Below are 25,524 nucleotides of genomic sequence, written 5' to 3'. Positions count from 1 at the left end.
TTTGTACTGTTTCTATACTCTATTATATATAGAGTTCATAAGTACCTCAATATATTTGTAACAACCAAATTACAAATATTGTAAATATATTGTTCTTTTTTTAATGCAAAGGTTGACATTTTTACATATATGCAGTAAAGTATGAAACATAGATTTCGAAATTGTTACAAAAATGTTTCGAAGTTTAAGAAACTATTGAGCACAGAAAGAGGTTTATATGCTGAAAGTCATGAAGAAGAAATTGTTAGTAGTAATCACAATGCTGGTAGTAGCATCAGGATTTATCTTTACAGGATCAACTTCAACAGAAGCAAAAAGTAACAAAGTACAGTATTTAGGAAAATATAAATTAACAGCCTACTGTGGATGTAAGAAATGCAGTGGAAAATGGGGAACAAGAACAGCCTCCGGAAAGAAAGCAAAACAGGGAAGAACCATTGCTGTAGATAGAAGAAAGATTAAATTAGGAACAAAAGTAAAAATCAAAGGAAAAACATATGTAGCCGAAGACGTTGGTGGTGGAGTAAAAGGAAAACATATTGATGTATTCTTTAGTTCACATAAACAGACAATGAAGTTCGGTAAGAAAAAAGGTGTTAAAGTTTATAAGGTAAAATAATATACGAATGATAATAAAATATATAGCGTTAAAATATCAGCCAGCTTGGCAGGAAAGATAATTCCACACGAAGCTGGCTGATATTTTTATATTCGTTAACGGAAGATAAATTAAAACTTATAAACCTCATCATCTCTCAATTTTGCTAAAGCATCAATGACACTTTGCTTATCTTCAGGATATGTAACACCATACCACTGATCTTTCGATACAAGAACTTCTAAGGATGCTTTTCCACTATGAAGCAAATCGCTTGCGACACTAGGAATAAAATATTCACCCTTTAATGGATTTTCTTTAATCGCTTTATCAAGAAAAGCAGGAAATCCTTTTTCCAACTCATCCATGATCATAGGCTGGAATCCAAAGAAGTTCATAGATACTAAAGTATCAAATGGTAGTGATGTCCAAGTCGCTCCATCATCTTCTGTAAATTCTGCGTGATCCTCACGTTTTTCAATATGTGTTCGTTCTGTAATAGAAACTAACTGGTGGTTGTCATCGACTTCACAGACACCTCTTGATACATAACCATTCTCTGTCACAGTATTTCCAAGATGATATCCCACCATTGCAAATGGTGCTTTTCCGTCTTCCTCTTCGTGGCTTGTAAGGAAATCAGCCATTACTTTATATCCATCCACTCCATAATAGTCATCTGCATTGATCACGGCAAAAGGTTCATTGATAAATGGCTTCGCACATAAAACAGCATGTGCAGTTCCCCAAGGCTTTACACGTCCTTCTGGTACATTGTAACCTTTTGGTAATGCATCAACTTCCTGATATGCATAACATACTTCCATTCCTTCTGGAACTCGTGCTCCGATAGTTTCTTTAAAGTCTTTCTCAATTGCTTTCTTTATGACAAAGACAACCTTACCGAATCCTGCACGTTTTGCATCATAGATTGAATAATCAATGATCGCATGTCCCATCGGATCCATAGGGTCCATCTGTTTTAATCCTCCATAACGGCTTCCCATACCGGCAGCCAGAATTACTAATGCTGGTTTTTTCATGAAAAAACTCCCTTCTAATTTTTAAACTAAAATAAGTATAACGCAAGATGTAATAGATGGAAAGAGAAAGAAAAAATAATGAGATAGAATGGACAAATACATATTTCAGATACGCAGAATTTATTGTATAATTTTGTTATAAGATAATGCATGAAAAAAATTCTGGGTATAAAATAGGAGGACTTTTATGTTGTATATTGGTGTAGACCTCGGGACATCTGCAGTCAAATTATTATTAATGGATGAAAAAGGCGGAATCAAGAAAATCGTTTCCAAAGAATATGACTTGTATTTTCCACATCCAGGATGGTCCGAGCAGAAACCAGAAGACTGGTACACACAGTCAATGGAAGGAATTAAAGAACTGATCAGTGAATGCGATAAGTCACAGGTTTCAGGAATCAGTTTTGGAGGACAGATGCATGGACTCGTAGTCCTAGATGAAAATGATAATGTGATCCGTCCTGCGATCCTATGGAATGACGGACGTACACAGAAACAGACAGATTATTTAAATAATGAGATCGGAAAAGACAAATTATCCGAATACACAGCCAATATTGCTTTCGCAGGATTTACAGTACCAAAAATCCTGTGGATGCGTGAAAATGAACCAGACAATTTTAATAAGATCCAAAAGATCATGTTGCCAAAAGACTATCTGGCATATAAATTATCTGGAACATTTTGTACGGACTATTCGGATGCATCAGGAATGTTATTATTAGATGTCAAAAATAAATGCTGGTCAAAACAGATGCTGGAAATCTGTGGAGTCAGTGAAGAACAACTTCCAAAATTATTTGAAAGTTATGAAGTAGTCGGAACGTTAAAAGAAGATATTGCAAATGAACTTGGACTATCCAAAGAAGTCAAGATCATCGCAGGAGCTGGAGACAATGCGGCAGCAGCGGTAGGAACAGGAACCGTCGGAGATGGAATGTGCAACATTTCTCTTGGAACATCTGGAACGATCTTCATTTCCAGCAAGACATTTGGCGTAGATTCCAATAATGCCCTGCATTCCTTTGATCATGCAGACGGATATTATCACCTGATGGGATGTATGTTAAGCGCAGCGTCCTGCAACAAATGGTGGATGGATGAAATCTTAAAGACAAAAGAATACAGCAAAGAACAAGAAGGCATCACAAAGCTTGGAGAAAACCATGTATTCTATCTTCCATACCTTATGGGAGAAAGGTCCCCACACAACGATCCAAAAGCCAGAGCAACATTTATTGGAATGTCCATGGATACAACAAGAGAAGAAATGACACAGGCAGTGTTAGAAGGAGTTGCATTTGGATTGCGTGATTCTCTAGAAGTTGCAAGAAGCCTTGGAATCAAGATTGAACGTACAAAGATCTGTGGCGGCGGAGCCAAGAGTCCATTATGGAAGAAGATCATTGCGAATGTAATGAACCTGAAAGTTGACGTGATTGAAAGCGAAGAAGGTCCAGGATATGGAGGAGCAATGCTTGCAGCCGTTGGATGCGGAGAATACGAAAGCGTACAGGAAGCAGCTGACAAGCTTGTGAAAGTTGTGGATACGGTGGAACCTGACGAGGAGCTTGTTACGAAGTATGAGGCAAAGTATCAGCAATTTAGAAAGATATATCCGGCACTTAAGGATGTATTTCAGAAATTTGACTGATCATAAGGCAACAATTAACGAAATATAAATAATGAATCATAAGAAAGAACAGATATGCATAAGGATTTCAATAAATTCTAAAACATATCTGTTCTTTTTTAAATCTATCATTTTATTGTAAAATCTGATTTGCAATCATAACAATAATGACAAGTACAAAAAATCCTAAAATACATTTTGCAACGATCGCTTTATTCTGCCACCAAGGCAATTTAATTTCTTCATCAGTTGATGTGTCGTAGTCACTATCATACAATAATTCATTGATCAAAGCTTCAGCTTTTGCTTTCTGATCTTCCCGGACATAAATATCCGTTCCATAAACAGAATACCCCATCGCAATGTTCATATATTCTCCTGTTCCAGGCTGTTTGGACATGCTTTCAATTCCATTTTGCTTTAAATGATCATGAATCACCTCGGCTTGAATCTGATCAGCTGCGTTAAATACTTTTGTAATCTTACCTGCCATAATTGTTACCTCCTTATTGTTTGAATGTTCAGTAACTTTGTATATTGATAATTATATATTAGTATTATACAAGAGGTTACTATTAAATGTCCATTAAGGAATTCACAAAAGCAGCAAAAATCTACGATTCTGGTAAATCAGGAATTTATGAAATGTGTAAATATGATTATCCAAAAGTTTTAAAAGAATTAAAAAACAAAAAATTCAAAGATGTCCTTGACTGTGGCTGTGGAACAGGACCAATGATTGAAATCCTATGCGAAAAATATCCAGATAAACTATATACAGGATTAGATCTAACACCAGAAATGATCAAAAAAGCAAAAGAAAAGAATCTGCCAAATACAAATTTCGTAGTTGGAGATTGTGAAAAAATTCCATTTGAAAATGAATCTTTTGATGTAATCATTTGTACAAATAGTTTTCATCATTACCCTAATCCACAAGACTTTTTTGATAATGCGTATCGAGTATTAAGAAAAGGTGAAATTTTGATTTGCGACGGTAGTCTTTCGTATATGTGACTGAAATAAGATAACAAGAAAACCTTAATTCCTATCCAATACTATTTTCCATACACACAAAATTAAAATTTTTATTGACATTTTTTCTCGCCTATATTATTATATAAATATAATAACAGTAATCATTACTAATTTATAAACAAGGAGGACAAATCTATGAAATACGTATGTGATGTATGTGGATGGGAATATGATGAAGAAAAAGGATATCCAGAAGGAGGAATCGCTCCAGGAACAAAATGGGAAGATGTTCCAGAAGATTTTGAATGTCCATTATGTTTTGTAGGGAAAGATCAATTTTCAAAAGAATAATTTTTATAGATATATTGTAGTAGAAGGGAGAAGAAGTTATGGCTAAATTTTATCGTTCAGAAGACAAAACAGTATTATTAGAAGTATTTGGAGCAGGAAGTTCCATAGAGAATTTAAAAAGTTTAAAAGCAAACACAACAGATGCTGCAGTAGAGAAACATGTACCCGTTGTGACACAGGAAGGAAATAAGATTACAGTAGCTGTATCTTCCGTAGAGCATCCAATGCTTCCAGAACATTATATTATGGGAGTATATATTGAAACAAAGAATGGTGGGCAGCTACATAAATTTGCACCAGGGGATAAACCAGAGGCAGTATTTATGTTAGCTGAAGGAGATGAATTCATAGCAGCATATGAGTATTGTAATCTGCATGGATTATGGAAATCTGAAGTATAGAAATTATCAATTTCTAGGGAAATATATAAAGTGATTGTAAAGGAATCAGTAAGGAGAAGAATCATGGGAAGTAATAGATATGTAGGAACACAGACAGAGAAGAATTTATTAGAAGCATTTTCAGGAGAATCACAGGCAAGAAATAAGTACACTTATTTCGCATCTGTTGCAAAGAAAGAAGGATACGAGCAGATGTCTGCACTATTCCTTAAGACAGCGAATAATGAAAAAGAACATGCCAAGATGTGGTTTAAAGAATTAGCAGGAATTGGAGATACAAAGGAAAATCTTGCTGCAGCAGCTGAAGGTGAAAATTACGAATGGACAGATATGTATGAAGGTTTTGCAAAAACTGCAGAAGAAGAAGGTTTTCCAGAACTTGCAGCAAAATTCAGAGCAGTCGGAGAGATTGAGAAGCATCATGAAGAAAGATACCGTGCACTTCTTAAGAATATCGAAACTTCACAGGTATTTGAAAAAAGTGAAGTGAAAGTATGGGAATGTCGTAATTGTGGACATATCGTAGTTGGAACAAAAGCACCGGAAGTATGTCCTGTGTGTGCACATCCACAGAGCTATTTTGAAGTGCATGAAGAGAACTATTAAATTTGTAGTTTGAAGACGGAAATTATTGGTGGAATATTATAAAAAGAGATTATGTGTCTGCAACCCACTTGCGTTCGGACTCCCACGTAGCTGTACTAAGATCCTGAATGGTCTAACGACCATCCACTCGCTAAGTGCAGACGTGTCCGTACGGTTGCCGACACATGATCTCTTTTTATAATATTCAAATAATTTACGTGATTCAAACCACTATACAGTATGTATGTTGTGTGGTATTGGTTGATGATTTTGTATTTATTAACATAGGATGAAAGTAAAAAATCAATACAGTACAGCATACAAACACTGTGATTTATAATTGACAAGAATGGTTAGAATGGTTAGAATAAAGTTAGAAAGAACAGACAGAATAATTTCAAGGAGGGTTTTTCATGAAGTTACAAGAATCTGAGAGAACGGAATTCAAATCCATTGTAGTCACAGACATCAAGAAAGAAATCATAGCATTTGCCAATTGTGATGGAGGAAAAATCTATATTGGAATTGAAGATGATGGGACAGTTATCGGAGTAGAAGATTCAGACAGTGTAGCATTGCAAGTAAGCAATATGGTTAGAGATGCGATTAAACCAGATTTAACCATGTTCTTGCATTATGAGACAAAAGAGATAGAACAAAAACAAGTTGTGATCATAGATATTCAAAGAGGAACAGAACGCCCATACTATATAGCGAAGAAAGGGTTAAGACCAGAAGGCGTATATGTAAGACAAGGATATTCTTCTGTCCCAGCAACGGATACAGCTATTAGAAAGATGATTAAAGAAACAGATGGTGATCATTTTGAAGATATGAGATCATTAGATCAAGAATTGACTTTTTGCGAAACAAAAAAAGAATTCCAAAAGAGAAACATCACATTAGAACAGCCACAGATGAAAACTTTAGGAATTATAAACCAAGATGGAATTTATACGAATCTTGCTTTATTACTTTCAGACCAATGCGTGCATACGATTAAAACAGCAGTTTTTGAAGGAAAGAATCAAAATATATTTAAAGATAGAAAAGAATTTACAGGATCACTATTTGCACAAATGGAAGCAGTATATGATTACATTGACTTCAGAAATCAAACACATTCAACTTTTGAAAAACTTTATCGAATTGATAATAGAGATTATCCAGAAGTAGCAGTAAGAGAAGCATTGCTAAACTGTCTTGTACACAGAGATTACGGATATAGTTCTAGTATTCTGATCAGTATGTACGAAGATCGGTTAGAATTCACATCCATTGGGGGATTGGTAACAGGAGTTACATTAGAAGATGTGATGATGGGGATTTCTGTATGCAGGAATAAAAAATTAGCGAATGTTTTTTATCGTTTAGAATTGATCGAAGCTTATGGAACAGGAATACAAAAGATCATGAATGCTTATCAAGATCAGTTTATAAAACCAGAGATCAAAGTCAGTAATAATGTATTTAAGATCATATTACCAAACACAAATGCACAGGCAGAATTAAGAGAAGAACTGCAATACCATACACATATACAACCAGAAGACGAAGAAACACAGATCATGCAAATGATCGATCAAGAAAAAAGAATTCAAAGAAAACAAGTTCAGGAAAGATTAGGAATCAGTCAGACAACGAGTGGAAGGATTTTGAAGCAGATGGTTAAAAAAGGATTGATCATGCAGAGAGACAGAGGAAAGAACACATGCTATGTGAAAAAATAATTACGAGACAATGTACAAGATATGATCGGACGAAAACAGCAAATGCATATGAAAATATATAGTGACCATATAAAATAAATAGAATTTATAATAATACCAGTGATTGAAGCATCTGAAAAAGAGGTAAAATCACTGGTATTTATCATATAAAAACATCACAAATACTTGAACAGAAGGGGTGGTCGTGGTATATTAAAAATTAATAACAAGGAGAGAAAGATGGAAAATTTAAAAAAAGAGATCGAACAATTAAAAAAAGAAAGAAATGCTGTTTTACTAGCACATTATTATGTAGACGATGCGGTTCAGGAGATTGCTGATTATGTTGGTGATTCTTACTACCTTGCAAAGGTTGCATTAAAAGAATCTAAAGATGTGATCTGTTTTGCAGGAGTAAATTTCATGGGTGAGAGTGCCAAGATCTTAAATCCAGACCGAACAGTTATCATGCCAGACCAGAAGGCAGACTGTCCAATGGCTCATATGGTTGATGTAGAGAAGATTGAAGAGATGCGTAAAAAATATGATGATCTTGCTGTTGTCTGTTATATTAACTCTACAGCAGAGATCAAAGCACATTCTGATGTCTGTGTAACTTCATCCAATGCACTGAAAGTTGTAACAGCACTTCCACAGAAGAATATTTTCTTCGTACCAGATGAGAATCTTGGACGTTATATCGGAAGCAAACTTCCAGAGAAGAACTTCATTTACAATGATGGATTCTGCCATGTACATAGAAGTATCACAGCTGAGAATGTCAAGAAAGCCAAAGAAGTACATCCAGAAGCAGAAGTTTTAGTACATCCAGAATGTACACCAGACGTTGTTGCTTTAGGAGATTATGTAGGAAGTACATCAGGAATCATTGATTACGCAACAGCATCTGATAAGGACGTATTTATCATTTGTACAGAGATGGGTGTTTTATATGAATTAAAACAGAAGAATCCAGGAAAGACATTCTACTCTGTAGGACATCGTCAGTTCTGCCCAAATATGAAGCGTATCAGTTTAGAGAATGTAAGAGACACATTAAGAGACATGAAGAATCAGGTAGAATTACCAGAAGATCTGCGATTAAATGCTAAGAAAGCATTAGACGAGATGTTAAGAATCGCACAGTAAGACAAGAAAGTTCTAAGAAAGGGACAAAGAGAATTATGAAAACAGCAGATGTGATCATTATAGGAAGCGGTGCGGCAGGACTATTTAATGCATTATTTCTTCCACAGGATTACAAAGTAATCGTTATTACTAAGAAGACAGTTGAGGAGAGTGACTCCTTCTTAGCGCAGGGTGGAATCTCTGCATTGAAGAATCCAGAAGACTATGATTCTTATTTCGAAGACACTATGAAGGCCGGACATTATGAGAACGACAAAGGTGCCGTCGAGAAGATGATCAAAGAATCACCACAGATCATTCAGGATCTGAAAGATTTTGGTGTAAGATTTGACCTGAAAGATGGAGAGATCGAATTTACAAGAGAAGGTGGACATTCTACATTCCGCATACTTCATCACGAAGACCTGACAGGAAAAGAGATCACAAGCCATTTATACGAAGAGGCAAAGAAACGCGATAATATCACGATCATGGAAAACTGTATGATGATCGATATCATTGAGAAAGATGGAGAATGTAAAGGTATCGTATATAAAGATCAAGATGGTAATTTCGATACGATCGAAGCTCCAGATACAGTTCTTGCAACTGGAGGACTGGGAGGATTATTTAAACATTCCACAAACTTCAGACATCTGACAGCAGACAGTCTGGCTATTTGTCTGCGTCATAATGTGACACTGGAGAATATTAACTATATCCAGATCCATCCAACAACATTTTATTCAAAGAAGCCAGGAAGAAGATTCTTAATCTCTGAATCAGTCAGAGGAGAAGGGGCTTACCTGTTAAATAAAGATGGAGAACGTTTTACAGATGAATTACAGCCAAGAGATGTTGTAACAGGTGAGATCTGTAAACAGATGAAGAAAGACGGAAGCGATCATGTGTATCTTACAGTGACACATTTAGACGGAGAGAGGATCAAACATAGATTTCCTAATATCTACAAACAGTGTTTAGATGAAGGATATGATATGACGAAAGAACCAATTCCAGTAACACCAGCACAACATTATTTTATGGGTGGAATTAAGGTTAATTTAGACAGTAAGACATCTATGGATCATTTATATGCAGTTGGTGAGACAAGTTGTAATGGAGTTCATGGAAGAAACCGTCTGGCAAGTAACTCTTTACTGGAATCACTTGTATTTGCCAAGGCAGCAGCGAAAGACATCACAGAACATCCATCAAAAGCCGAGACAGTCGAAGTAGATTTAAGTCAGTATAAGAATGAAGAACAGCGTGAAAAAGAGAATGAACAGCTTGTTCTTGATGAAATCAAACGAAAGGACAGAAGTTTTTATGATCAGTGGTGTAACGATGAAAATTAACATCGATGAATATCTGATGAATGCATTAAAAGAAGATATCACACAGGAAGATGTCAGCACAAACGCAGTGATGCCAGAACCAAAACAGGGAGAAGTGAATTTAATCTGTAAGCAGGATGGGATCATCTGTGGATTAGAAGTATTTGAGAGAGTTTTTAAACTTTTAGATGATACTGTTGTTTTTGAGACAGAATTAAAAGACGGAGATCAAGTAACCAAAGGACAGCTGATGGGAGTTGTCAAAGGAGATATCCGTGCCCTTTTATCTGGAGAACGTGTTGCATTAAACTACTTACAGAGAATGAGTGGTATCGCAACAATGACAAGTGAATTAGCTAAAGAATTAGAAGGATATAAAACAAAGTTATTAGATACAAGAAAGACAACACCAAATATGCGTCCATTTGAAAAATACGCAGTCACAGTTGGTGGAGGACATAATCACCGCTATAACTTATCTGATGGAGTTATGCTGAAAGATAACCATATCGGAGCAGCAGGTGGAATCAAAGAAGCGGTTGCTATGGCGAAAGACTATGCACCATTTGTCAGAAAGATCGAAGTAGAGACAGAGAATCTTGACATGGTAAAAGAAGCCGTAGAAGCAGGAGCAGATATCATCATGTTAGATAACATGGATGATGACACAATGAAAGAAGCAGTCAAACTGATCGACGGAAGAGCCGAGACAGAGTGTTCCGGAAACGTTACAAAAGAACGTTTAAAGACGATCCGTGAGATTGGGGTTGACTATGTATCTTGTGGAGCGTTAACACATTCAGCGCCTATTATGGACATTTCATTGAAGAATTTACATCCGGTAGAATAAAAAGCCATACCTATAGGGACCAATAGTTTTCCTAAATTAATACAAGAAAACTATTACTTTGTGGATAAAACATTGATGATACAGGAATTTCTGGAAAGATGTTGCGATGAAATGGATGGAAAAAGAATAAATAATTTTTAAGAAGTAAAAATCTTATCAAACAACACATAAATTTCGCCAGTGAACTCCAGGAAAAAATAAATACCTCATGGAAACCGTATGAGCGCGTTTCCATGAGGTATTTATTTTTTTAGACTGTGATAAATCCAAGTCCTTCAAGTACAGAGAACACCAAAATAGCAACAATGCAAATAGGTGCGATATACTTAACCATAACAAGGAATAAAGGTTTTCTCTTAAATTCTCCAGAACTTTCAACTTCATCAATGATCTCTTTTGGTTTGATGATATAACCAACAAAGATACATGTTAAGAATGCAGCGATCGGCATTAATACACTATTACTGATAAAATCAAAGAAATCAAGGAAATCAAATCCAAGGATCGTAATATTGCTCCATGCTCCAAATCCTAAAGAAGATGGAACTGCTAGTAACAGAGCAACAATAAACATCGTAATGCAGGCAGTACCACGTTTCATATGGAACTTATCCATCAGTACTGCGACGAGTGTCTCAAGCAGCGAAATTGAAGAAGTAAGTGCTGCAAGTAACACTAAAATAAAGAATACAGCTGCGATAATGCTTGAAAATGCCATGCTGTTAAATACTTTAGGAAGCATAACGAACATTAAAGATGGTCCTTTCGCAAGCATAGAAGAATCTCCGTTAGAGAATATAAATACAGCTGGAACGATCATAAGTCCTGCAAGGAAAGCAACTCCGGTATCAAAGATCTCAACCTGTGTTACAGATTTTTCAAGATCGGATTTCTTTGGCATGTAAGAACCAAAGGTTACCATGATACCCATGGCAAGTGACATAGAGTAAAACAGCTGTCCAAGTGCCGCTAAGATCGTTGTTGGACTGAAATCTTTTAAGTTTGGTTTGATATAATATGCAACTCCGGCCATAGCACCTGGTCTTGTAATACAGAATATGGATACACCGATCAGTAAGACGATCAGTACCGGCATCATAATCGTGCTGACACGTTCAATACCACCTTTGACACCACCAGCAACAACTAAAGTAGTAACGATCAAAAATACAAGAACACAGATCATAGGCTCTGCAGATTTACTGATAAATCCTGTAAAAAATGTATCAGAAGCAGCATCGTGGATACCACCTTGAATAGAAACAAGTGCATATTTTGTTACCCATCCACCGATCACACAATAATAAGGGAAAATGATAAATGGGATCAGTGTTGTAAGATAACCGATAAATGTGTATTTCTTATTGAAATGTCCGAATGCACGGATCGCACTGGTTCCAGCTCTTCTTCCTAATGCAACTTCAGTGATCATTAATGAAAATCCAAACGTTAAAGTAAGGATTAAATAAGTCAATAAAAAAGTTCCTCCACCATATTTGGCAGCGAGGTATGGAAATCTCCAGATGTTTCCAAGACCTACGGCAGATCCGGCCGTTGCGAGGACGAATCCTAAGCGGCTGGAGAAGCCATTTCTTTCATTACTCATAATATAAAGTACCTTCTTTCATATATATATTCAGATACGAAAAATAGAATCTGACATGTGCCGGAGGCCTAAAATAAAAACAGTCTGGATGCTTAAAAGTATTAGATGACGTCCACATCTTCTCCGGCAAGGACGGCATTCATGTTACGTACGGAACACATCTTTCCGCACATTGTACAGGTATCCTCTCTTTCAGGAGTAGATTCTGCACGATATCTTCTTGCCTTTTCAGGGTCAAGAGCAAGTTCGAACTGTTTTTCCCAGTCAAGTTTCTGTCTGGCAGCTGCCATCTGGTTATCCCAGTCCATGGCACCTTTTACACCTTTGGCGATATCTGCTGCATGAGCTGCGATCTTAGAAGCCATGATTCCTTCTTTTACATCGTCAACATTAGGCAGACGTAAATGTTCTGCAGGAGTTACATAGCATAAAAAGCTTGCTCCAGATGCAGCGGCGATCGCACCACCGATTGCAGAAGTAATATGGTCATATCCAGGAGCGATATCTGTAACAAGAGGTCCGAGTACATAAAATGGAGCTCCATGACAGATCGTCTGCTGAATCTTCATATTCGCCTGAATCTGATCCATTGGCATATGTCCAGGACCTTCGATCATAACCTGAACATCCTTTTTCCATGCACGTGCAGTCAATTCACCAAGTGTTACCAGTTCCTCGATCTGTGAAATATCACTCGCATCAGCAAGGCATCCAGGACGGCATGCATCACCAAGGCTTAAAGTTACGTCATATTCATTACAGATATCGAGGATTTCTTCATAATATTCGAAGAATGGGTTTTCATTACCAGTTGCTTCCATCCATGCGAAGATTAAGGAACCACCACGGGAAACAATGTTCATCTTACGCTTCATCGCTTTGAAACGATCTGCAGTGTTACGATTGATTCCACAGTGGATCGTCATAAAATCAACGCCGTCTTCAGCATGCATCTTGAAAACGTCGATCCATTCACGAGATGTGATGTCTTTGAGTGCTTTATTGTAATAAACGATCGCATCATAGATAGGAACTGTACCAAGAATCGCAGGACATTCATTGACAAGTTTTTTACGAAATACGTGAGTATGTCCAAAAGAAGAAAGATCCATGATCGCTTCAGCACCCATCTCAACAGCTTTATTTACTTTTTCCATCTCAACATCTAAGTTTAAACAGTCTCTGGATGTACCAAGGTTTACATTGATCTTTGTCTTTAAGGAATTTCCGATACCAAAAGGTTTTAAACACTTATGGTTCTTGTTGGCAGGAATAACGATCGTGCCAGCTGCAACTTCAGCCATAAGATCTTTCACATCAATTCCTTCATAAGTAGCAACAGCTTCCATTTCTTTTGTTATAATTCCCTGCCTTGCTGCATTCATTTGAGTTGTGTAATTCATAAAATGTATACCTCCAAAATATAAAATTTTGGGAGACTTTATTCGGTTTAAATTATAATTTTATCGTCAAAATCTAAAATAGATATGTTGAGATAAAAAAAGACAAACTAAAGGTACATTCTGATGCCCGTTTACAGTTCGTCTTGTATTCATAGCATCCAAATCCCTACGACGGCATTACCCGTATCAGGTCCATGGTCGAAACGTAAGTTTCCTCTCAGCTAAGGTATCACCTTTTAAGCTCCCATTTCAGTTACATCAACATTGTACCATCGAGGGCACGATATATCAACAAAAAAGGTTATTTTTTGTTCACACAAAATTCGAATTCTTTTCATAATTTCTTTGAGTAAATGTAACATTCTATTATGAAAACGTGATATAATATTTAACAAGTGTCACTTATTATAAAATTTAGGAGAGATAAAGTGATATTTTTTACTCGATGGGAGGACATAACATGCCAGGTATTATTTTAGAAGGCGGAACATTCCGTCCAATCTTCAGTGCCGGAGTGATGGATGCATTGTTAGATGAAGATATCATGTTTCCATATATGATCGGTGTATCAGCGGGGATTTGTGATGGATTTTCATATATTTCAAAACAAAAAGAACGTAATTTAAAGATTCTTATGAATCATAGAAATGATAAACGATATTTAGGAGCAGGAAATTTATTAAAAGATAAAAGTCTCTTTGGACTTGATTTTGTATATGATACGATTCCGAATAAGTTATATCCATTTGACTGGAAGACATTTTATGAATACGAAGGAAGAATCCGAGTTGGAGTGACCAATGCATGGACAGGAAAAGTAGAATATAAAGATGGAATGAAATTAGACAAAAAGTGTATGATGCTTCGTGCAACATGTGCGATACCACTTGTATTTCCAGCGATTTATGTTGATGGAAAGCCATATTATGATGGAGGACTGGCAGATCCGATCCCGATCAGAAAGTCAATCAAAGATGGCAATGAGAAGAATCTGATCGTATTAACTAGACCTGAAGGATATAGAAAAGAACTAAGCAGAAGCCATAAGATCACAGCGAAACTACTGAAGAGAAAATATCCACATTTGCCGGAACTTTTAATGAAGAGACATATCGAATATAACAAAACAGTAAGATATTGTGAGAAACTCGAACAAGAAGGAAAAGCAGTAATCTTAAGGCCAGAATATCCAATTGAAAGTCTGGAAAAGGATATTGATGTATTGAAGCAGACATATGATATGGGATATCGCATGACGAAAGAAAAGATTGATAAGATCAGAGAGTTATTTTAAAGAAATCTTTTTAAATGTCCCACTGGACGGGAGGGGTCTGATAAGATATACTTTATAAGATTGAAACGAAGGAGGGCAGGATAGTTATGTCATTGATAAAAGCATCAGGAAGAACATTTGTAGAAGAACTCGCAACGAATCCGCAGGTGAACCTTATGGTTGTGTGCGAGAGACTCGGTGCCCCTTTTAATGATGGAGAAGCAGAGATATCTCTGGCAGCTAAAGTTGCAGAGAAACTTTATGATAGACCACAGCTTGTGACGAAGATGCTGCAACAGGAAGCAATTGAATTTTTATTACAGTGCTGGGAGATGGAAGGAGAAAGCCTGATCACGCAGATGTATTTAAGAGAACTGGAACAGTTGCATTTTCTTGGATTTCTCTCTTATGAAGATGATACGATCTATATTAATATGGAGGCAAAAGACAAATTTTTCTTTTCGCTTAAGAGTCATCGGACACAGGCTCAGATGGAAGAATACACAAGACTTGAGAATATTTTATTTGGAATGTTATTTTTATATGGTATTCTGGATATTTATGAATGTTGTGAGATCATCAGGGATAACATGATAGAAGATATGACATATGATGAGTTGGAAGAATTTGTGATGCACAGAGTTGTATTCTGGCAGTCTGGTATCTTATTGAGAAATCAGACGAATTTAAGACTGATCTATGCAAGCAGAGAGGTGGATGACAGGAATGATGTGTTTATCAAATGGACCATTAACAAAGATATTTCCTGGAAGATTTACAGTGAAGATCAGTACAAAGAATTAGCCTTGTCAAATGGAGTTGGAAATTGGAGTGGTATTCCAGATTTATTTGATTTTGTCATGCAGAATATAGAGGATGATCAGTATCAGGCTATGATGATCGTAAAATCACTGGTTGTAAAGATTCAAAACGGAGTAACATATACAGAAATTACAGAGGCGTATACAGGCTTGTTAGAAGATAATGCAAGAGAAGAACAGAGAACCCTTTGTGACCTGATTCTTAAACTTTATAAGACAGTTCCTGTATATGCACTAAAAGGTCATACAAGAGAAGAACTGGAAGAGGAAGAAACAGGCCACAGATTTCAGGTGATCCCTGGGGGTAAAGAGTAAACAAGGAGGAAGCAGATGAGACAGTCAACAGTATTAGTAGTAGATGACGAAAAAGAAATTGCTGACTTTATTGAATTATATTTAAAGAATGAAGATTATAATGTATTTAAATTTTATAATGGAAAAGATGCACTTGCATGTGTAGAGCACGAGAATATTGATCTGGCGATCCTTGATGTGATGTTGCCGGATATTGATGGATTTGAAATCTTAAAACAGATCCGATTAAAGCACAATTTTCCAGTTATTATGCTGACTGCAAGAGTATCATCCATGGATAAGATCAATGGATTGACATTAGGAGCTGATGATTATATTGAGAAGCCATTTGAACCTCTTGAACTTATGGCGAGAGTAAAAGCACAGCTACGAAGATTTACAAGATATAACGATGGTTCTGGATCTGATCAGGAAGATACTCTGGAGATTTCAGGACTTATTCTGAATCGTGCGACACATCAGTGCACTTATGGAGAAGAAGAAATTACACTAACTCCATTGGAATTTTCTATACTTTGGATCCTGACTCAGAACAGAGGCAAAGTAATAAGCTCCGAGAATCTGTTTGAGCAGGTGTGGAAAGAAAAATATTTTAAGAACAATAACAACACAGTTATGGTACATATCAGACATCTCAGGGAGAAACTTGGAGATGTCATGGGACATAAAGAGCTGATCAAGACAGTTTGGGGAGTTGGATACAAAGTTGAGGAGTAAATACAGAAGTTTAAAGATAAGGATCATATTGCAGACACTGGGAATCAGCCTTATTGTTGCATTTATCGGATATTTTATACTTGATATTTTTGTAGATGGGGTGTTTCAGGATCCGTTTGCCAAAACGGTTGTTTATATATTTGAACGGCTTGGCATGGATGAGATAGAAGCAATCCGTATATATCGTCTGATCTTTATGCAGAATAAAACAATGATCATTGGTGCTGGATTTTTTCTGTTACTTTTGTTAAGCTTTTATCTGGGTATGTCAAAATTTACAACTTATCTAAAACAGGTTGAAAGCGGTATTCAGATGATCTTAAATGAGTCCAAAGATCATATTTTACTCCCTCCAGAATTGAATCCACTGGAGAATAAGTTAAATGAGATCAAAGGAACATTGAAAGAGCAGCGACGGATCGCAGAGGAAAGTGAGCAAAGGAAGAATGATATTATCGTATATCTTGCTCATGATCTTAAGACACCGCTGACTTCAATTATTGCATATTTATCCTTGCTCAATGAAGCACCGGATATGCCGGTGGAACAGAGAGCAAAATATACCGGGATTTCACTTGAGAAAGCGAAACGACTGGGCGAACTGATCAATGAATTTTTTGAGATTACAAGATATAATCTTCAGAATATCACATTAGATAAGAAGGAATTTTATCTTTATGTTCTACTTGAACAAGTGATGGATTCTTTTGCTGCGGTATTTAAGCAGAAAGGATTAGAGTGGAAGATAGAGGTAGATGATAAAATTTTAATTTATGGTGATCCGGACAGACTTGCCAGGGTTTTTGAGAATCTGCTTCGGAATGCAGTTTCATACTGCTATCCAAATTCTCTGATCGAGGTTTATGGGATGATCGATGGAGATGAGGCAGATGTTATTGTAAGGAATCAGGGCAAGACGATACCAGAACATCAATTAAACAACCTGTTTGAGAAATTTTACAGATTAGATGAAGCGAGATCATCCGAAACAGGTGGTGCAGGTCTTGGACTTGCTATTGCCAAAGAGATCATCGAGCTTCATGATGGAACTATTAAAGCAACCAGCCAGAATGAGTATACGACATTCACAATAAGGCTGCCAAGAAAGAAGGAGGAACAATGAAAAAAGTATATGTAATTGGACATCGCAATCCAGATACAGATTCTATCTGTTCTGCGATCGCATATGCAAATCTTAAAAATCAGGTGGAAGGGAATGGATACGAAGCATATCGTGCCGGAAATATCAATGGTGAAACAAGATATGTTCTCGATACATTTGGAATCAAAGATCCTAAATATGTTAGTGATGTAAGACCAAGACTTACAGATGTTAACCTAAATTCTGTTAAAGGGGCAAAACCAACAGATTCACTGAAATCTGCACGAGAGATGATGCAGACAGAGAAGATTGTATCTCTTCCAGTATTAGATGGAAAGAAAATGATCGGACTTGTATCTATCAGTGATGTTTTAAAAGCAGACATGGATGTTTATGATAATGAGATTCTTGCGAAATCAAAAACACCATACAAGAATGTAGTTGAAACATTAGATGGAACACTTCAGACAGGAGATATTGAAGGATATATCACAGAAGGTAAATTAACAGTATCTGCAGCAAGTGTTGACACAATGGAAGAGTTTGTAACAGCGAAAGATACAGTGATCGTTGCAAACCGTGAAGATGCACAGATCGGTGCACTTCAGACAGGAGTACAGTGTATCGTTGTATGTATGGGAACAGAAGTAAGTGATAAAGTATTAGAACTTGCCAAAGAAAAAAATTGCAGAATCATCACAACACCATACGATACATTTACAGCAAGCCGTTTAATCTGCCAGGCTATGCCAGTATCTTACATTATGGCAACAGATACGATTGTATCATTTAATGAAACAGATTATATCGATGATGTCAAAGAAGAGATGACAAAGAAACGTTTCCGTTATTTCCCTGTATTGAATTCAGATAATGAATTCGTAGGATTTATTTCCAGACGTCGTATTTTAGAATTCAGCAAGAAACAGGTAATCTTAGTTGACCATAACGAAGTATCCCAGGCTGTCGAAGGATTAGAAGAATGCGAGATCATGGAGATCATCGATCATCACAGAATCGGAAGTGTGGAAACAGTTTCACCTGTATACTTCAGAAATCAGCCAGTTGGATGTACAGGAACAATTATTGCTCAGATGTATCGTGAACAGGGAATCGAGATCACAAAAGAGATGGCTGGATTAATGTGTTCAGCAATCCTTTCTGATACATTAATGTTCCGTTCACCAACTTGCACACCAGTTGATGAGCAGATCGCAAGAGAGTTAGCTGCTATCGCAGGTGTTGATGTAGAAGAGCATGCAAAAGCTATGTTCCGTGCAGGAAGTGATTTAAGTGGTAAGACTCCAAACGAAATTTTCTATATGGATTACAAGAAATTTAACGCTGATACAATTAACTTCGGTGTTGGACAGATTACATCTATGGATCAGGGTGAATTAGATGATATCAAAGCACCAATCCTTGAGTATATGGATTCCGTAAAAGAAGAACAGGGACTTGACTATGTATTCTTTATGTTAACAAATATCTTAGAAGAGACAACACATCTATTAATCTGCGGACCAGATGCAGAAGGTGTGATCGAGCGTGGATTTGATGTAACACCAGAAGATAAGATTGCAGTATTACCAGGAGTTATGTCACGTAAGAAACAGATGATCCCTAACTTACTGAATGCATTTCAGCAGTAATTTACAAAAGATTAATTGAGCAGCTAAAGCTGTTGATATATGAAGAAAATTAAATTATAAAGTATGATAATTGTCAGATTTTTTTCAAAATCTGGCAATTATTTTTTGCAAAAAAATCAATATATTTTATCGTTTTGTACTATTTAAAACAATAAAAAATAAAACACAAACCACGTAAATTGGACGTTTGTTGGTAGAAAGATACAAAAAATAAGATAATAAATCGTGGAATTAGTACAAATTGATAAAAACGTTTGACGTTAACTTGGACTTCAAATAGATCCAATCAGAAATTATAATAAAAACAAGTCGAAGGGAAATGGGTGATAAGATGAACCGAAGAGAGAATAAAATATTCAGCGAGCTGATTTGGAATGATAAATCAACGGTAGCAGCATTTAAAGATAAATATAATGTTCAGGAGCGCTCTATAAGATTAGCAATTAAGAGTATCAATGATGATCTTATGGAAGCTGGATTACCAACAATCTTTGAGAACAGCGAAGGAGAACTGAGTATCGAAGATAAAGACCAAATCGATGTGAAAGAGTTTGAAAAATTTATTCAAAATTATAATTTCTATTCTTACACCATGACAAAAAATGAGAGACATACAATTTTAGCCTTGATACTTTTAAACGGCAGAGAATACATCACAGTGGATATGCTTAAAAATGAAATTGGAGTCAGCAGAAATACAATTTTAAATGATCTTCAGGAGTTGAAAAGCTGGTTTGAAGACAGGGAAATGACTTTAAAAGCAAAACCACATGTTGGATATGTGATCGAAGCAACAGAGACACAGATCCGTGAAAATATTCTGAAACTTATGGAAGTTAACAGTGAAGAATATTACCAAAACGGATATACGTTGAATGTATATTGGTGGCTGCTTTTAAAGCAACTCGATACAATGAACTCTTTTGAAAATCTTAAGAATATTCTGCTGGAAGAGGAAGAAGAGACAGGTGTTATCCTGGAAGACTATTCGTTTTATGAAGCAGGCATTGAATTGATGATCATTTTGAATCGATTAGATCAGGGTAAATATCTTATAAGCTTCAATGATGAATTAAAAGAAGAAATAGAGATCAGTTCAAAATATCCTTTCAGCAAATCTGTTTTAAATAAAATTGGAAGAAAATATGATGTAAAGATAACAGAAGAAGAAATTTTGATGTTCACAAAACATCTTAGAGGAAAAAGATATTTAAAAGGTGAGCGAAACAGTGCAACCTCATTAGATATCAATGTGATGATTGCAGAAGCAATTCATTTGATCTCAGGTCAGTTAGGAATCGATTTTTATCTGGATTTTGGACTGTATGATCTGATGGTTGCACATATGAAATCTGCAGTTTACAGAGTTATGAATGGAGAAGTTCTTGTAAATCCATTTAAAGATGAGATTATCAATGATTATCCTGAAATCCTTCAGATCGTACATAAAGAACTTGAAAATTTAGAGAACTTTATCGGAAAGAAATTTAGAGAAGATGAAGTGATGTTTCTTGTTTTGTATTTTGCATCAGTGATAGAAAAAGAAAAGATACAAAGTAATAAAAATAAGAAAATTCCGGTAGCACTTGTTTGTGCGACAGGAAGAGGAACTGTTCAGTTTATGTTGGCAAAACTTAAGATATTAGAAAATATCATAGATATTGTCAGTGTATCATCTCATCACAATATGAATGAGATCGAGCAGTCTGGAGCGAGGATGATAATTTCAACTATTCCATTACCGAATTCAAAACTGCCAAATGTGGCAGTGAGAAGCCCAATGCTTGATGATCAGGATATTCTTACAATACAACAAAAAGTATTTGAATTGAAAGAAAAAGAGCAGGAAGAGATAGAAGAACAGGAAAACAGAGTGATAAAACAAAATCCTCAAAAAGATATTCAAGGAGCTTTTTACAATCTGTTATCCAAGGAACGCATTGAAATGGATTATCCGGCAAAAGACTGGGAAGATGCCATAAGATGTGCGGGAAAACTTCTTTATGATACAAACACAGTAACAGAACAATACGTTGAAGAAATGGTAAGCAGTGTAAAAAAACATGGACCATACATTGTTGTTTGTAAGGGAATGGCACTTCCTCATGCAGATTGCAGCAAAGGTGCGATCAAGGAGGCGGCTTCATTTGTCAGATTGAAGACACCGATTGAATTTGGAAGTGTTTATAATGACCCGGTCAGATACGTCATAGGAATGAGCATTAAAAGTGCAGAAAGTATCAATCAGGCCATTTATGATATGATGAAAATTTTTGGAGATGAAAACAATATGAACAAATTTGACTCGCTCCCGGATGAGCAGGCAGTTTTAGACATGATCAACAGTTTTCAGAAACAAAAAATATAAATAAAAAGGAGAGCTTAAAATGGACAAGATAATAAGTAACAAAGAAAAAAGTTATTTGGCAGTTACTTTATCAGGTGACAACGACAAGGAAGTAATTAAGCAGATGGCATCTGCACTGGAAGAAGAAGGGTATGTAAAAGATACTTTCGCAGATGCAATTGTAAAAAGAGAAAGTATTTATCCAACAGGACTTCCTGTAGGAGAGATCAATGTAGCAATTCCGCATACTGATCCAGAACATGTAAACAATGCAGCAGTTTGTCTGGGAATCTTAGACAAACCAGTAACATTTAATGTTATGGGAATGGAAGGAGAGACAACAGAAGTTTCATTATTATTTATGCTTTCCATCAAACATAAAGAAGATCAGATGGGAATGCTTCAGAAATTAATAAGTCTTTGTCAGGATCAGAATACATTGAAAGAAATTCTGGCAAAAGATCAGGACAAGATTAATGAGGTTATGACAGCTCTGGTAGAGAAATAATGACTTTATTGATAGAGAAAAATGAGAAAACGCATACATAGAAAGGAGAAATTAATATGAAGAGAATTATTATTGCGTGTGGATCAGGGGTAGCAACATCAACAGTGGCAAATCAGAAGGTATCAGCATATTTGGATGAACATGGATATTCAGGAAAATATCAGATCGAACAGTGTCAGGTATCAGAACTTGCTGAAAAAGGTAAGAGTGCTGACTTCGCGATCGCAACAACAGTAGTTGGAGCAAACATGCCTTGCCCAGTATTACCAGGACTTCCATTATTAACTGGTGTTGGAGCAGACAAATTATTCAGCGACGTTGAAGAACAGATGAATAAATAAGAAAAACTATCAGAAAAAGAGAGATAAGAAGGGAGAAAAATCATGCAGGCAGTTATTGATTTTTTCAGTTATATTAACGGCTTAGGCGCAAGCGTCATGATGCCAATCATTTTAACAATTTTCGGAGTTATTTTAGGGGCTAAATTTGGTAAAGCTTTAAGAGGTGGTCTTACAGTAGGTGTAGGTTTCATCGGATTAAACCTTGCAGTAGGATTGATCGGTACATATCTTGCACCAGCTGTACAGCAGATGGCAACAAGATTCCATTTATCACTTACAACAGTAGACGTAGGATGGCCAGCTGCAGCAGCTATCGCTATGGGAACAACAGTAGGTCTGTTGATCATCCCAATCGGATTGATTATTAACATTATCATGTTACTTACAAACACAACACAGACAATCGACGTTGATATCTGGAACTACTGGCATTTCGCTTTTACAGGTTCTTTAGTAGCAATCGTTACAGATAACCTTACATACGGAATCATCGCAGCGATCATCAACATCATTATCGTATTTGTAATTGCTGACTACACAGCACCAAAAGCAGAAGAAGTATTAGGAATGCCTGGAGTATCTATTCCTCACGGATTCTCAGCAGCTTATGTACCATTTGCAATCGTGATCAACTGGGTTATGGACAGAATTCCAGGTGTAAACAAAATCGACATCAATATTGAAAAATTACAGAAGAAATTTGGTGTATTCGGAGAACCAATCTTAATTGGTACAGTATTAGGTATTGTAATCGGAGCTTTAGCAGGATATGATCTTAAAAATATTTTAACAAGTGGTATATATTTAGGAGCAGCTTTAGTACTGATTCCAAAAATGGCATCATTACTTATGGAAGGACTTATGCCTATTTCAGAAGCAGCACAGGCATTCATTTCTAAGAGATTTTCTGACAGAGGAAAAATCTACATTGGACTTGATTCAGCTGTAGGTGTAGGACATCCTATCACATTAACAGTAGCATTAATCCTTGTACCAGTAGCAGTATTCTTAGCAGTAATCCTTCCAGGAAACACAGTATTACCAATGGCTGACTTATCTTGCATCCCATATATGTTAGTACTGATCGTTCCATTAGTTGGTGGTAACGGATTCCGTGCGATCATCACAGGTATCATTGTATTAGCAGGTGGTTTATATATTTCAACTGACCTTGCAGCAGTTACAACATCTGTAGCTCATACAGTAGATGCCGCTACATACAATGGTGTAACACAGATTTCTTCTATCTGTGATGGAGCTAACCCTTTAACATGGGTAATCTACAGAGCAGGTAACTTAAGTATCGTTGCATTAGCAGTTGTTGGTGTTATCGCACTTGCATTAGCTTTCTTAAACAGAAAACGTATTATCAAAGCAGCACATGCTGAACAAAACTAAGATATAAAACAGCAGAAAGAGGTAAATGTATTTATGAAAAGTTATATATATAAAAAATCGCATTATCTCATTCAGCATACCATACCAGGAATATTCACACTTCTGATCGGGCTTTATTGCCTGATCAGACAGGTGATGACCGGATTTGATGGTTTGCTGATGTTTGTATTAATTATTTGCGTATATAATGTTTGGAATGAGTTTGTATCCTTGAGTAATCCGTACGAATTTGATCTTGGCGAAGAAACTATAACTTTTCGTGGATACAACAAGGAACATACATATAAGATCAGTGAAATGACAGCTTTCTCTATGAGAATGGTAGCAGGAAACACAAAGATCTATATGAACATCGACAAAGGTGGACTATTAAAAGGCAGATACTGGCTTAGAGTATCTGAATTTGATGATGATAAAGATATTATAGATTATTTTTATGATTTGGATGAACGAGTAAATCCACACTCTGTTATCACAAAAGCAAGAAAAGCAGGCAGAGCGAGATTGGCTCAGAAAGCGAAACGAGTTTAGGAGGAATTAAGATAGATGTTGGTAACATTAAAAGAATTACTTGACCAGGCAAAGGTTGAACATAAAGCAGTTGGTGCTTTTAACGGAACAACATTAGAAGCGATCAGAGGAATCATACAGGCAGCAGAGGAATTAAATGCACCTGTTATTTTACAGCATGCACAGAGTCATGATGATCTGATCGATTTAGAAGAAATTGGACCTGTTATGAAATATTATGCCGAGAGAGCGAAAGTTCCTGTGGCATTACATTTAGATCATGGTTCAAGTTTTGAAAGATGCGTACAGGCATTAAGACTGGGATTTACTTCTGTAATGTATGATGCATCAGCAAAATCTTTCGAAGAAAACGCAGCAGAAACAGCAGAGATCGTTAAGATCGCACATGCAGTAGGAGCAAGCGTAGAAGCTGAACTCGGTCATATCTTTACATCAAAAGTCGTACAGGGTGAAGGTGCAGGAGCTGATAGTACAGATGATTATGAAGATTTAGATAACATCTATACAGATCCTGAAGTTGCAAAGAAATTTGTAGAAATGACAAATGTAGATTGCCTTGCCGTTGCATTTGGAACAACACATGGTGTATATCTTACAGAGCCTAAATTAGATCTTCCAAGAGTCGCAAGACTTCGTGAAGCAACAAATATTCCACTTGTTATGCATGGTGGTTCTGGTGTATCAGATGAAGACTATGCAGTAGCAATTGAAAATGGTATTTGTAAAGTGAACTATTATACATACATGAATACAGCAGGTGGAAAAGCATCAAAAGAATACTGGGCTGACGACAGCAAACCATTATTCTATGATTCTATGTCATTAGTTGCGACAGAAGCAATCAAAGAAGATGTAAAACGTGCGATCAAAGTATTCCAGAAAATCAAATAGTTC

At 36.3% G+C, this 25,524-nt stretch carries 26 protein-coding genes and 1 riboswitch; of the genes, 22 read left to right on the top strand and 4 right to left on the bottom strand.

The window, feature by feature from the left end:
* Positions 1-217: 217 nt before the first annotated feature.
* Positions 218-619, top strand: coding sequence for a 3D domain-containing protein (locus KE503_RS03610; RefSeq protein ID WP_022374416.1), 402 nt, complete (start codon positions 218-220; stop codon positions 617-619).
* Between the two features lie 110 nt (positions 620-729).
* On the opposite strand, the gene KE503_RS03605 is transcribed toward KE503_RS03610, so the two are convergent.
* The gene (locus tag KE503_RS03605; protein ID WP_117944055.1) at positions 730-1,641 is read right to left on the bottom strand and encodes a nucleotidyltransferase family protein; all 912 of its coding nucleotides are present in this window, start codon (positions 1,639-1,641) and stop codon (positions 730-732) included.
* A 187-nt stretch (positions 1,642-1,828) separates the two neighbouring features.
* Between KE503_RS03605 and xylB the strand changes: the two genes are divergently transcribed.
* A complete protein-coding gene (gene xylB / locus KE503_RS03600; RefSeq protein WP_212384500.1) occupies positions 1,829-3,298 on the top strand; it encodes a xylulokinase in 1,470 nt (489 codons plus the stop codon).
* A gap of 112 nt (positions 3,299-3,410) precedes the next feature.
* Here xylB and KE503_RS03595 read toward each other — a convergent pair whose 3' ends face one another.
* A complete protein-coding gene (locus tag KE503_RS03595) occupies positions 3,411-3,770 on the bottom strand; it encodes a putative signal transducing protein (protein ID WP_117944059.1) in 360 nt (119 codons plus the stop codon).
* An 86-nt stretch (positions 3,771-3,856) separates the two neighbouring features.
* Between KE503_RS03595 and KE503_RS03590 the strand changes: the two genes are divergently transcribed.
* The 9 genes from KE503_RS03590 (at position 3,857) to KE503_RS15040 (ending at position 10,757) form a co-directional block, all read left to right on the top strand.
* A complete protein-coding gene (locus KE503_RS03590) occupies positions 3,857-4,294 on the top strand; it encodes a class I SAM-dependent methyltransferase (RefSeq protein WP_212384499.1) in 438 nt (145 codons plus the stop codon).
* A gap of 156 nt (positions 4,295-4,450) precedes the next feature.
* The gene (locus KE503_RS03585; protein ID WP_008393447.1) at positions 4,451-4,606 is read left to right on the top strand and encodes a rubredoxin; all 156 of its coding nucleotides are present in this window, start codon (positions 4,451-4,453) and stop codon (positions 4,604-4,606) included.
* 38 nt (positions 4,607-4,644) lie between these two features.
* A complete protein-coding gene (locus KE503_RS03580) occupies positions 4,645-5,007 on the top strand; it encodes a desulfoferrodoxin family protein (protein ID WP_212384498.1) in 363 nt (120 codons plus the stop codon).
* Positions 5,008-5,070: 63 nt separating this feature from the next.
* Entirely contained in the window at positions 5,071-5,613 is a 543-nt protein-coding gene (gene rbr, locus KE503_RS03575; RefSeq protein ID WP_008393445.1) for a rubrerythrin, read from the top strand.
* Between the two features lie 392 nt (positions 5,614-6,005).
* Entirely contained in the window at positions 6,006-7,322 is a 1,317-nt protein-coding gene (locus KE503_RS03570) for an RNA-binding domain-containing protein (RefSeq protein ID WP_212384497.1), read from the top strand.
* A gap of 219 nt (positions 7,323-7,541) precedes the next feature.
* A complete protein-coding gene (gene nadA / locus KE503_RS03565; protein ID WP_117944066.1) occupies positions 7,542-8,450 on the top strand; it encodes a quinolinate synthase NadA in 909 nt (302 codons plus the stop codon).
* A 35-nt stretch (positions 8,451-8,485) separates the two neighbouring features.
* Entirely contained in the window at positions 8,486-9,787 is a 1,302-nt protein-coding gene (locus tag KE503_RS03560) for an L-aspartate oxidase (RefSeq protein WP_212384496.1), read from the top strand.
* Entirely contained in the window at positions 9,759-10,616 is an 858-nt protein-coding gene (gene nadC, locus KE503_RS03555; protein WP_022374407.1) for a carboxylating nicotinate-nucleotide diphosphorylase, read from the top strand. The genes KE503_RS03560 and nadC overlap by 29 nt, the downstream gene beginning before the upstream one ends.
* 6 nt (positions 10,617-10,622) lie before the next feature.
* Entirely contained in the window at positions 10,623-10,757 is a 135-nt protein-coding gene (locus KE503_RS15040) for an AAA family ATPase (RefSeq protein WP_212384519.1), read from the top strand.
* A gap of 109 nt (positions 10,758-10,866) precedes the next feature.
* On the opposite strand, the gene KE503_RS03545 is transcribed toward KE503_RS15040, so the two are convergent.
* On the bottom strand, positions 10,867-12,222 hold the full coding sequence (locus KE503_RS03545) for a sodium-dependent transporter (RefSeq protein WP_212384495.1): 1,356 nt from the start codon (positions 12,220-12,222) through the stop codon (positions 10,867-10,869).
* Positions 12,223-12,323: 101 nt separating this feature from the next.
* A complete protein-coding gene (gene thiC / locus KE503_RS03540) occupies positions 12,324-13,625 on the bottom strand; it encodes a phosphomethylpyrimidine synthase ThiC (RefSeq protein WP_212384494.1) in 1,302 nt (433 codons plus the stop codon).
* A gap of 146 nt (positions 13,626-13,771) precedes the next feature.
* Positions 13,772-13,883: riboswitch (TPP riboswitch) on the bottom strand.
* 202 nt (positions 13,884-14,085) lie between these two features.
* On the opposite strand from thiC, the gene KE503_RS03535 reads away from it, so the two are divergent.
* The 11 genes from KE503_RS03535 (at position 14,086) to KE503_RS03485 (ending at position 25,521) form a co-directional block, all read left to right on the top strand.
* On the top strand, positions 14,086-14,919 hold the full coding sequence (locus KE503_RS03535) for a patatin-like phospholipase family protein (RefSeq protein WP_022374404.1): 834 nt from the start codon (positions 14,086-14,088) through the stop codon (positions 14,917-14,919).
* 86 nt (positions 14,920-15,005) lie between these two features.
* Positions 15,006-16,034, top strand: coding sequence for a hypothetical protein (locus tag KE503_RS03530; protein WP_212384493.1), 1,029 nt, complete (start codon positions 15,006-15,008; stop codon positions 16,032-16,034).
* A 15-nt stretch (positions 16,035-16,049) separates the two neighbouring features.
* Positions 16,050-16,751, top strand: coding sequence for a VanR-ABDEGLN family response regulator transcription factor (gene vanR / locus KE503_RS03525; protein WP_022374402.1), 702 nt, complete (start codon positions 16,050-16,052; stop codon positions 16,749-16,751).
* On the top strand, positions 16,741-17,874 hold the full coding sequence (locus tag KE503_RS03520; protein WP_055196353.1) for a sensor histidine kinase: 1,134 nt from the start codon (positions 16,741-16,743) through the stop codon (positions 17,872-17,874). Before vanR ends, KE503_RS03520 begins: the two co-directional genes overlap by 11 nt.
* The gene (locus KE503_RS03515; RefSeq protein ID WP_212384492.1) at positions 17,871-19,505 is read left to right on the top strand and encodes a putative manganese-dependent inorganic diphosphatase; all 1,635 of its coding nucleotides are present in this window, start codon (positions 17,871-17,873) and stop codon (positions 19,503-19,505) included. Before KE503_RS03520 ends, KE503_RS03515 begins: the two co-directional genes overlap by 4 nt.
* A 331-nt stretch (positions 19,506-19,836) precedes the next feature.
* On the top strand, positions 19,837-21,873 hold the full coding sequence (locus KE503_RS03510; protein ID WP_212384491.1) for a BglG family transcription antiterminator: 2,037 nt from the start codon (positions 19,837-19,839) through the stop codon (positions 21,871-21,873).
* A 19-nt stretch (positions 21,874-21,892) separates the two neighbouring features.
* Complete coding sequence (locus KE503_RS03505; protein ID WP_022374398.1) at positions 21,893-22,360, top strand: PTS sugar transporter subunit IIA; 468 nt, start codon at positions 21,893-21,895, stop codon at positions 22,358-22,360.
* A gap of 56 nt (positions 22,361-22,416) precedes the next feature.
* Positions 22,417-22,701 carry a PTS sugar transporter subunit IIB gene (locus tag KE503_RS03500; RefSeq protein ID WP_022374397.1) on the top strand — a complete coding sequence of 95 codons (285 nt, stop codon included), beginning with the start codon at positions 22,417-22,419 and terminating at the stop codon, positions 22,699-22,701.
* A 42-nt stretch (positions 22,702-22,743) separates the two neighbouring features.
* Complete coding sequence (locus KE503_RS03495; RefSeq protein WP_055196352.1) at positions 22,744-24,099, top strand: PTS galactitol transporter subunit IIC; 1,356 nt, start codon at positions 22,744-22,746, stop codon at positions 24,097-24,099.
* Between the two features lie 33 nt (positions 24,100-24,132).
* Positions 24,133-24,630, top strand: coding sequence for a hypothetical protein (locus tag KE503_RS03490; RefSeq protein WP_022374395.1), 498 nt, complete (start codon positions 24,133-24,135; stop codon positions 24,628-24,630).
* A gap of 15 nt (positions 24,631-24,645) precedes the next feature.
* Complete coding sequence (locus tag KE503_RS03485) at positions 24,646-25,521, top strand: class II fructose-bisphosphate aldolase (RefSeq protein WP_055196351.1); 876 nt, start codon at positions 24,646-24,648, stop codon at positions 25,519-25,521.
* Positions 25,522-25,524: the final 3 nt, after the last annotated feature.

The organism is Anaerostipes sp. Marseille-Q3525, from assembly GCF_018223505.1.
GTDB lineage: Bacteria > Bacillota > Clostridia > Lachnospirales > Lachnospiraceae > Anaerostipes > Anaerostipes amylophilus.
Note: the sequence above shows the minus strand (reverse complement) of the source record. Positions and strands in the feature narration are given on the sequence as shown.

What these genes read in the sequence shown, in the direction of transcription:
- KE503_RS03610 (WP_022374416.1), top strand. Translation starts at nt 218, where the DNA reads ATGCTGAAAGTCATGAAGAAGAAATTGTTAGTAGTAATCACAATGCTG.
- KE503_RS03605 (WP_117944055.1), bottom strand. Translation starts at nt 1,641, where the DNA reads ATGAAAAAACCAGCATTAGTAATTCTGGCTGCCGGTATGGGAAGCCGT.
- xylB (WP_212384500.1), top strand. Translation starts at nt 1,829, where the DNA reads ATGTTGTATATTGGTGTAGACCTCGGGACATCTGCAGTCAAATTATTA.
- KE503_RS03595 (WP_117944059.1), bottom strand. Translation starts at nt 3,770, where the DNA reads ATGGCAGGTAAGATTACAAAAGTATTTAACGCAGCTGATCAGATTCAA.
- KE503_RS03590 (WP_212384499.1), top strand. Translation starts at nt 3,857, where the DNA reads ATGTCCATTAAGGAATTCACAAAAGCAGCAAAAATCTACGATTCTGGT.
- KE503_RS03585 (WP_008393447.1), top strand. Translation starts at nt 4,451, where the DNA reads ATGAAATACGTATGTGATGTATGTGGATGGGAATATGATGAAGAAAAA.
- KE503_RS03580 (WP_212384498.1), top strand. Translation starts at nt 4,645, where the DNA reads ATGGCTAAATTTTATCGTTCAGAAGACAAAACAGTATTATTAGAAGTA.
- rbr (WP_008393445.1), top strand. Translation starts at nt 5,071, where the DNA reads ATGGGAAGTAATAGATATGTAGGAACACAGACAGAGAAGAATTTATTA.
- KE503_RS03570 (WP_212384497.1), top strand. Translation starts at nt 6,006, where the DNA reads ATGAAGTTACAAGAATCTGAGAGAACGGAATTCAAATCCATTGTAGTC.
- nadA (WP_117944066.1), top strand. Translation starts at nt 7,542, where the DNA reads ATGGAAAATTTAAAAAAAGAGATCGAACAATTAAAAAAAGAAAGAAAT.
- KE503_RS03560 (WP_212384496.1), top strand. Translation starts at nt 8,486, where the DNA reads ATGAAAACAGCAGATGTGATCATTATAGGAAGCGGTGCGGCAGGACTA.
- nadC (WP_022374407.1), top strand. Translation starts at nt 9,759, where the DNA reads ATGATCAGTGGTGTAACGATGAAAATTAACATCGATGAATATCTGATG.
- KE503_RS03545 (WP_212384495.1), bottom strand. Translation starts at nt 12,222, where the DNA reads ATGAGTAATGAAAGAAATGGCTTCTCCAGCCGCTTAGGATTCGTCCTC.
- thiC (WP_212384494.1), bottom strand. Translation starts at nt 13,625, where the DNA reads ATGAATTACACAACTCAAATGAATGCAGCAAGGCAGGGAATTATAACA.
- KE503_RS03535 (WP_022374404.1), top strand. Translation starts at nt 14,086, where the DNA reads ATGCCAGGTATTATTTTAGAAGGCGGAACATTCCGTCCAATCTTCAGT.
- KE503_RS03530 (WP_212384493.1), top strand. Translation starts at nt 15,006, where the DNA reads ATGTCATTGATAAAAGCATCAGGAAGAACATTTGTAGAAGAACTCGCA.
- vanR (WP_022374402.1), top strand. Translation starts at nt 16,050, where the DNA reads ATGAGACAGTCAACAGTATTAGTAGTAGATGACGAAAAAGAAATTGCT.
- KE503_RS03515 (WP_212384492.1), top strand. Translation starts at nt 17,871, where the DNA reads ATGAAAAAAGTATATGTAATTGGACATCGCAATCCAGATACAGATTCT.
- KE503_RS03510 (WP_212384491.1), top strand. Translation starts at nt 19,837, where the DNA reads ATGAACCGAAGAGAGAATAAAATATTCAGCGAGCTGATTTGGAATGAT.
- KE503_RS03505 (WP_022374398.1), top strand. Translation starts at nt 21,893, where the DNA reads ATGGACAAGATAATAAGTAACAAAGAAAAAAGTTATTTGGCAGTTACT.
- KE503_RS03500 (WP_022374397.1), top strand. Translation starts at nt 22,417, where the DNA reads ATGAAGAGAATTATTATTGCGTGTGGATCAGGGGTAGCAACATCAACA.
- KE503_RS03495 (WP_055196352.1), top strand. Translation starts at nt 22,744, where the DNA reads ATGCAGGCAGTTATTGATTTTTTCAGTTATATTAACGGCTTAGGCGCA.
- KE503_RS03490 (WP_022374395.1), top strand. Translation starts at nt 24,133, where the DNA reads ATGAAAAGTTATATATATAAAAAATCGCATTATCTCATTCAGCATACC.
- KE503_RS03485 (WP_055196351.1), top strand. Translation starts at nt 24,646, where the DNA reads ATGTTGGTAACATTAAAAGAATTACTTGACCAGGCAAAGGTTGAACAT.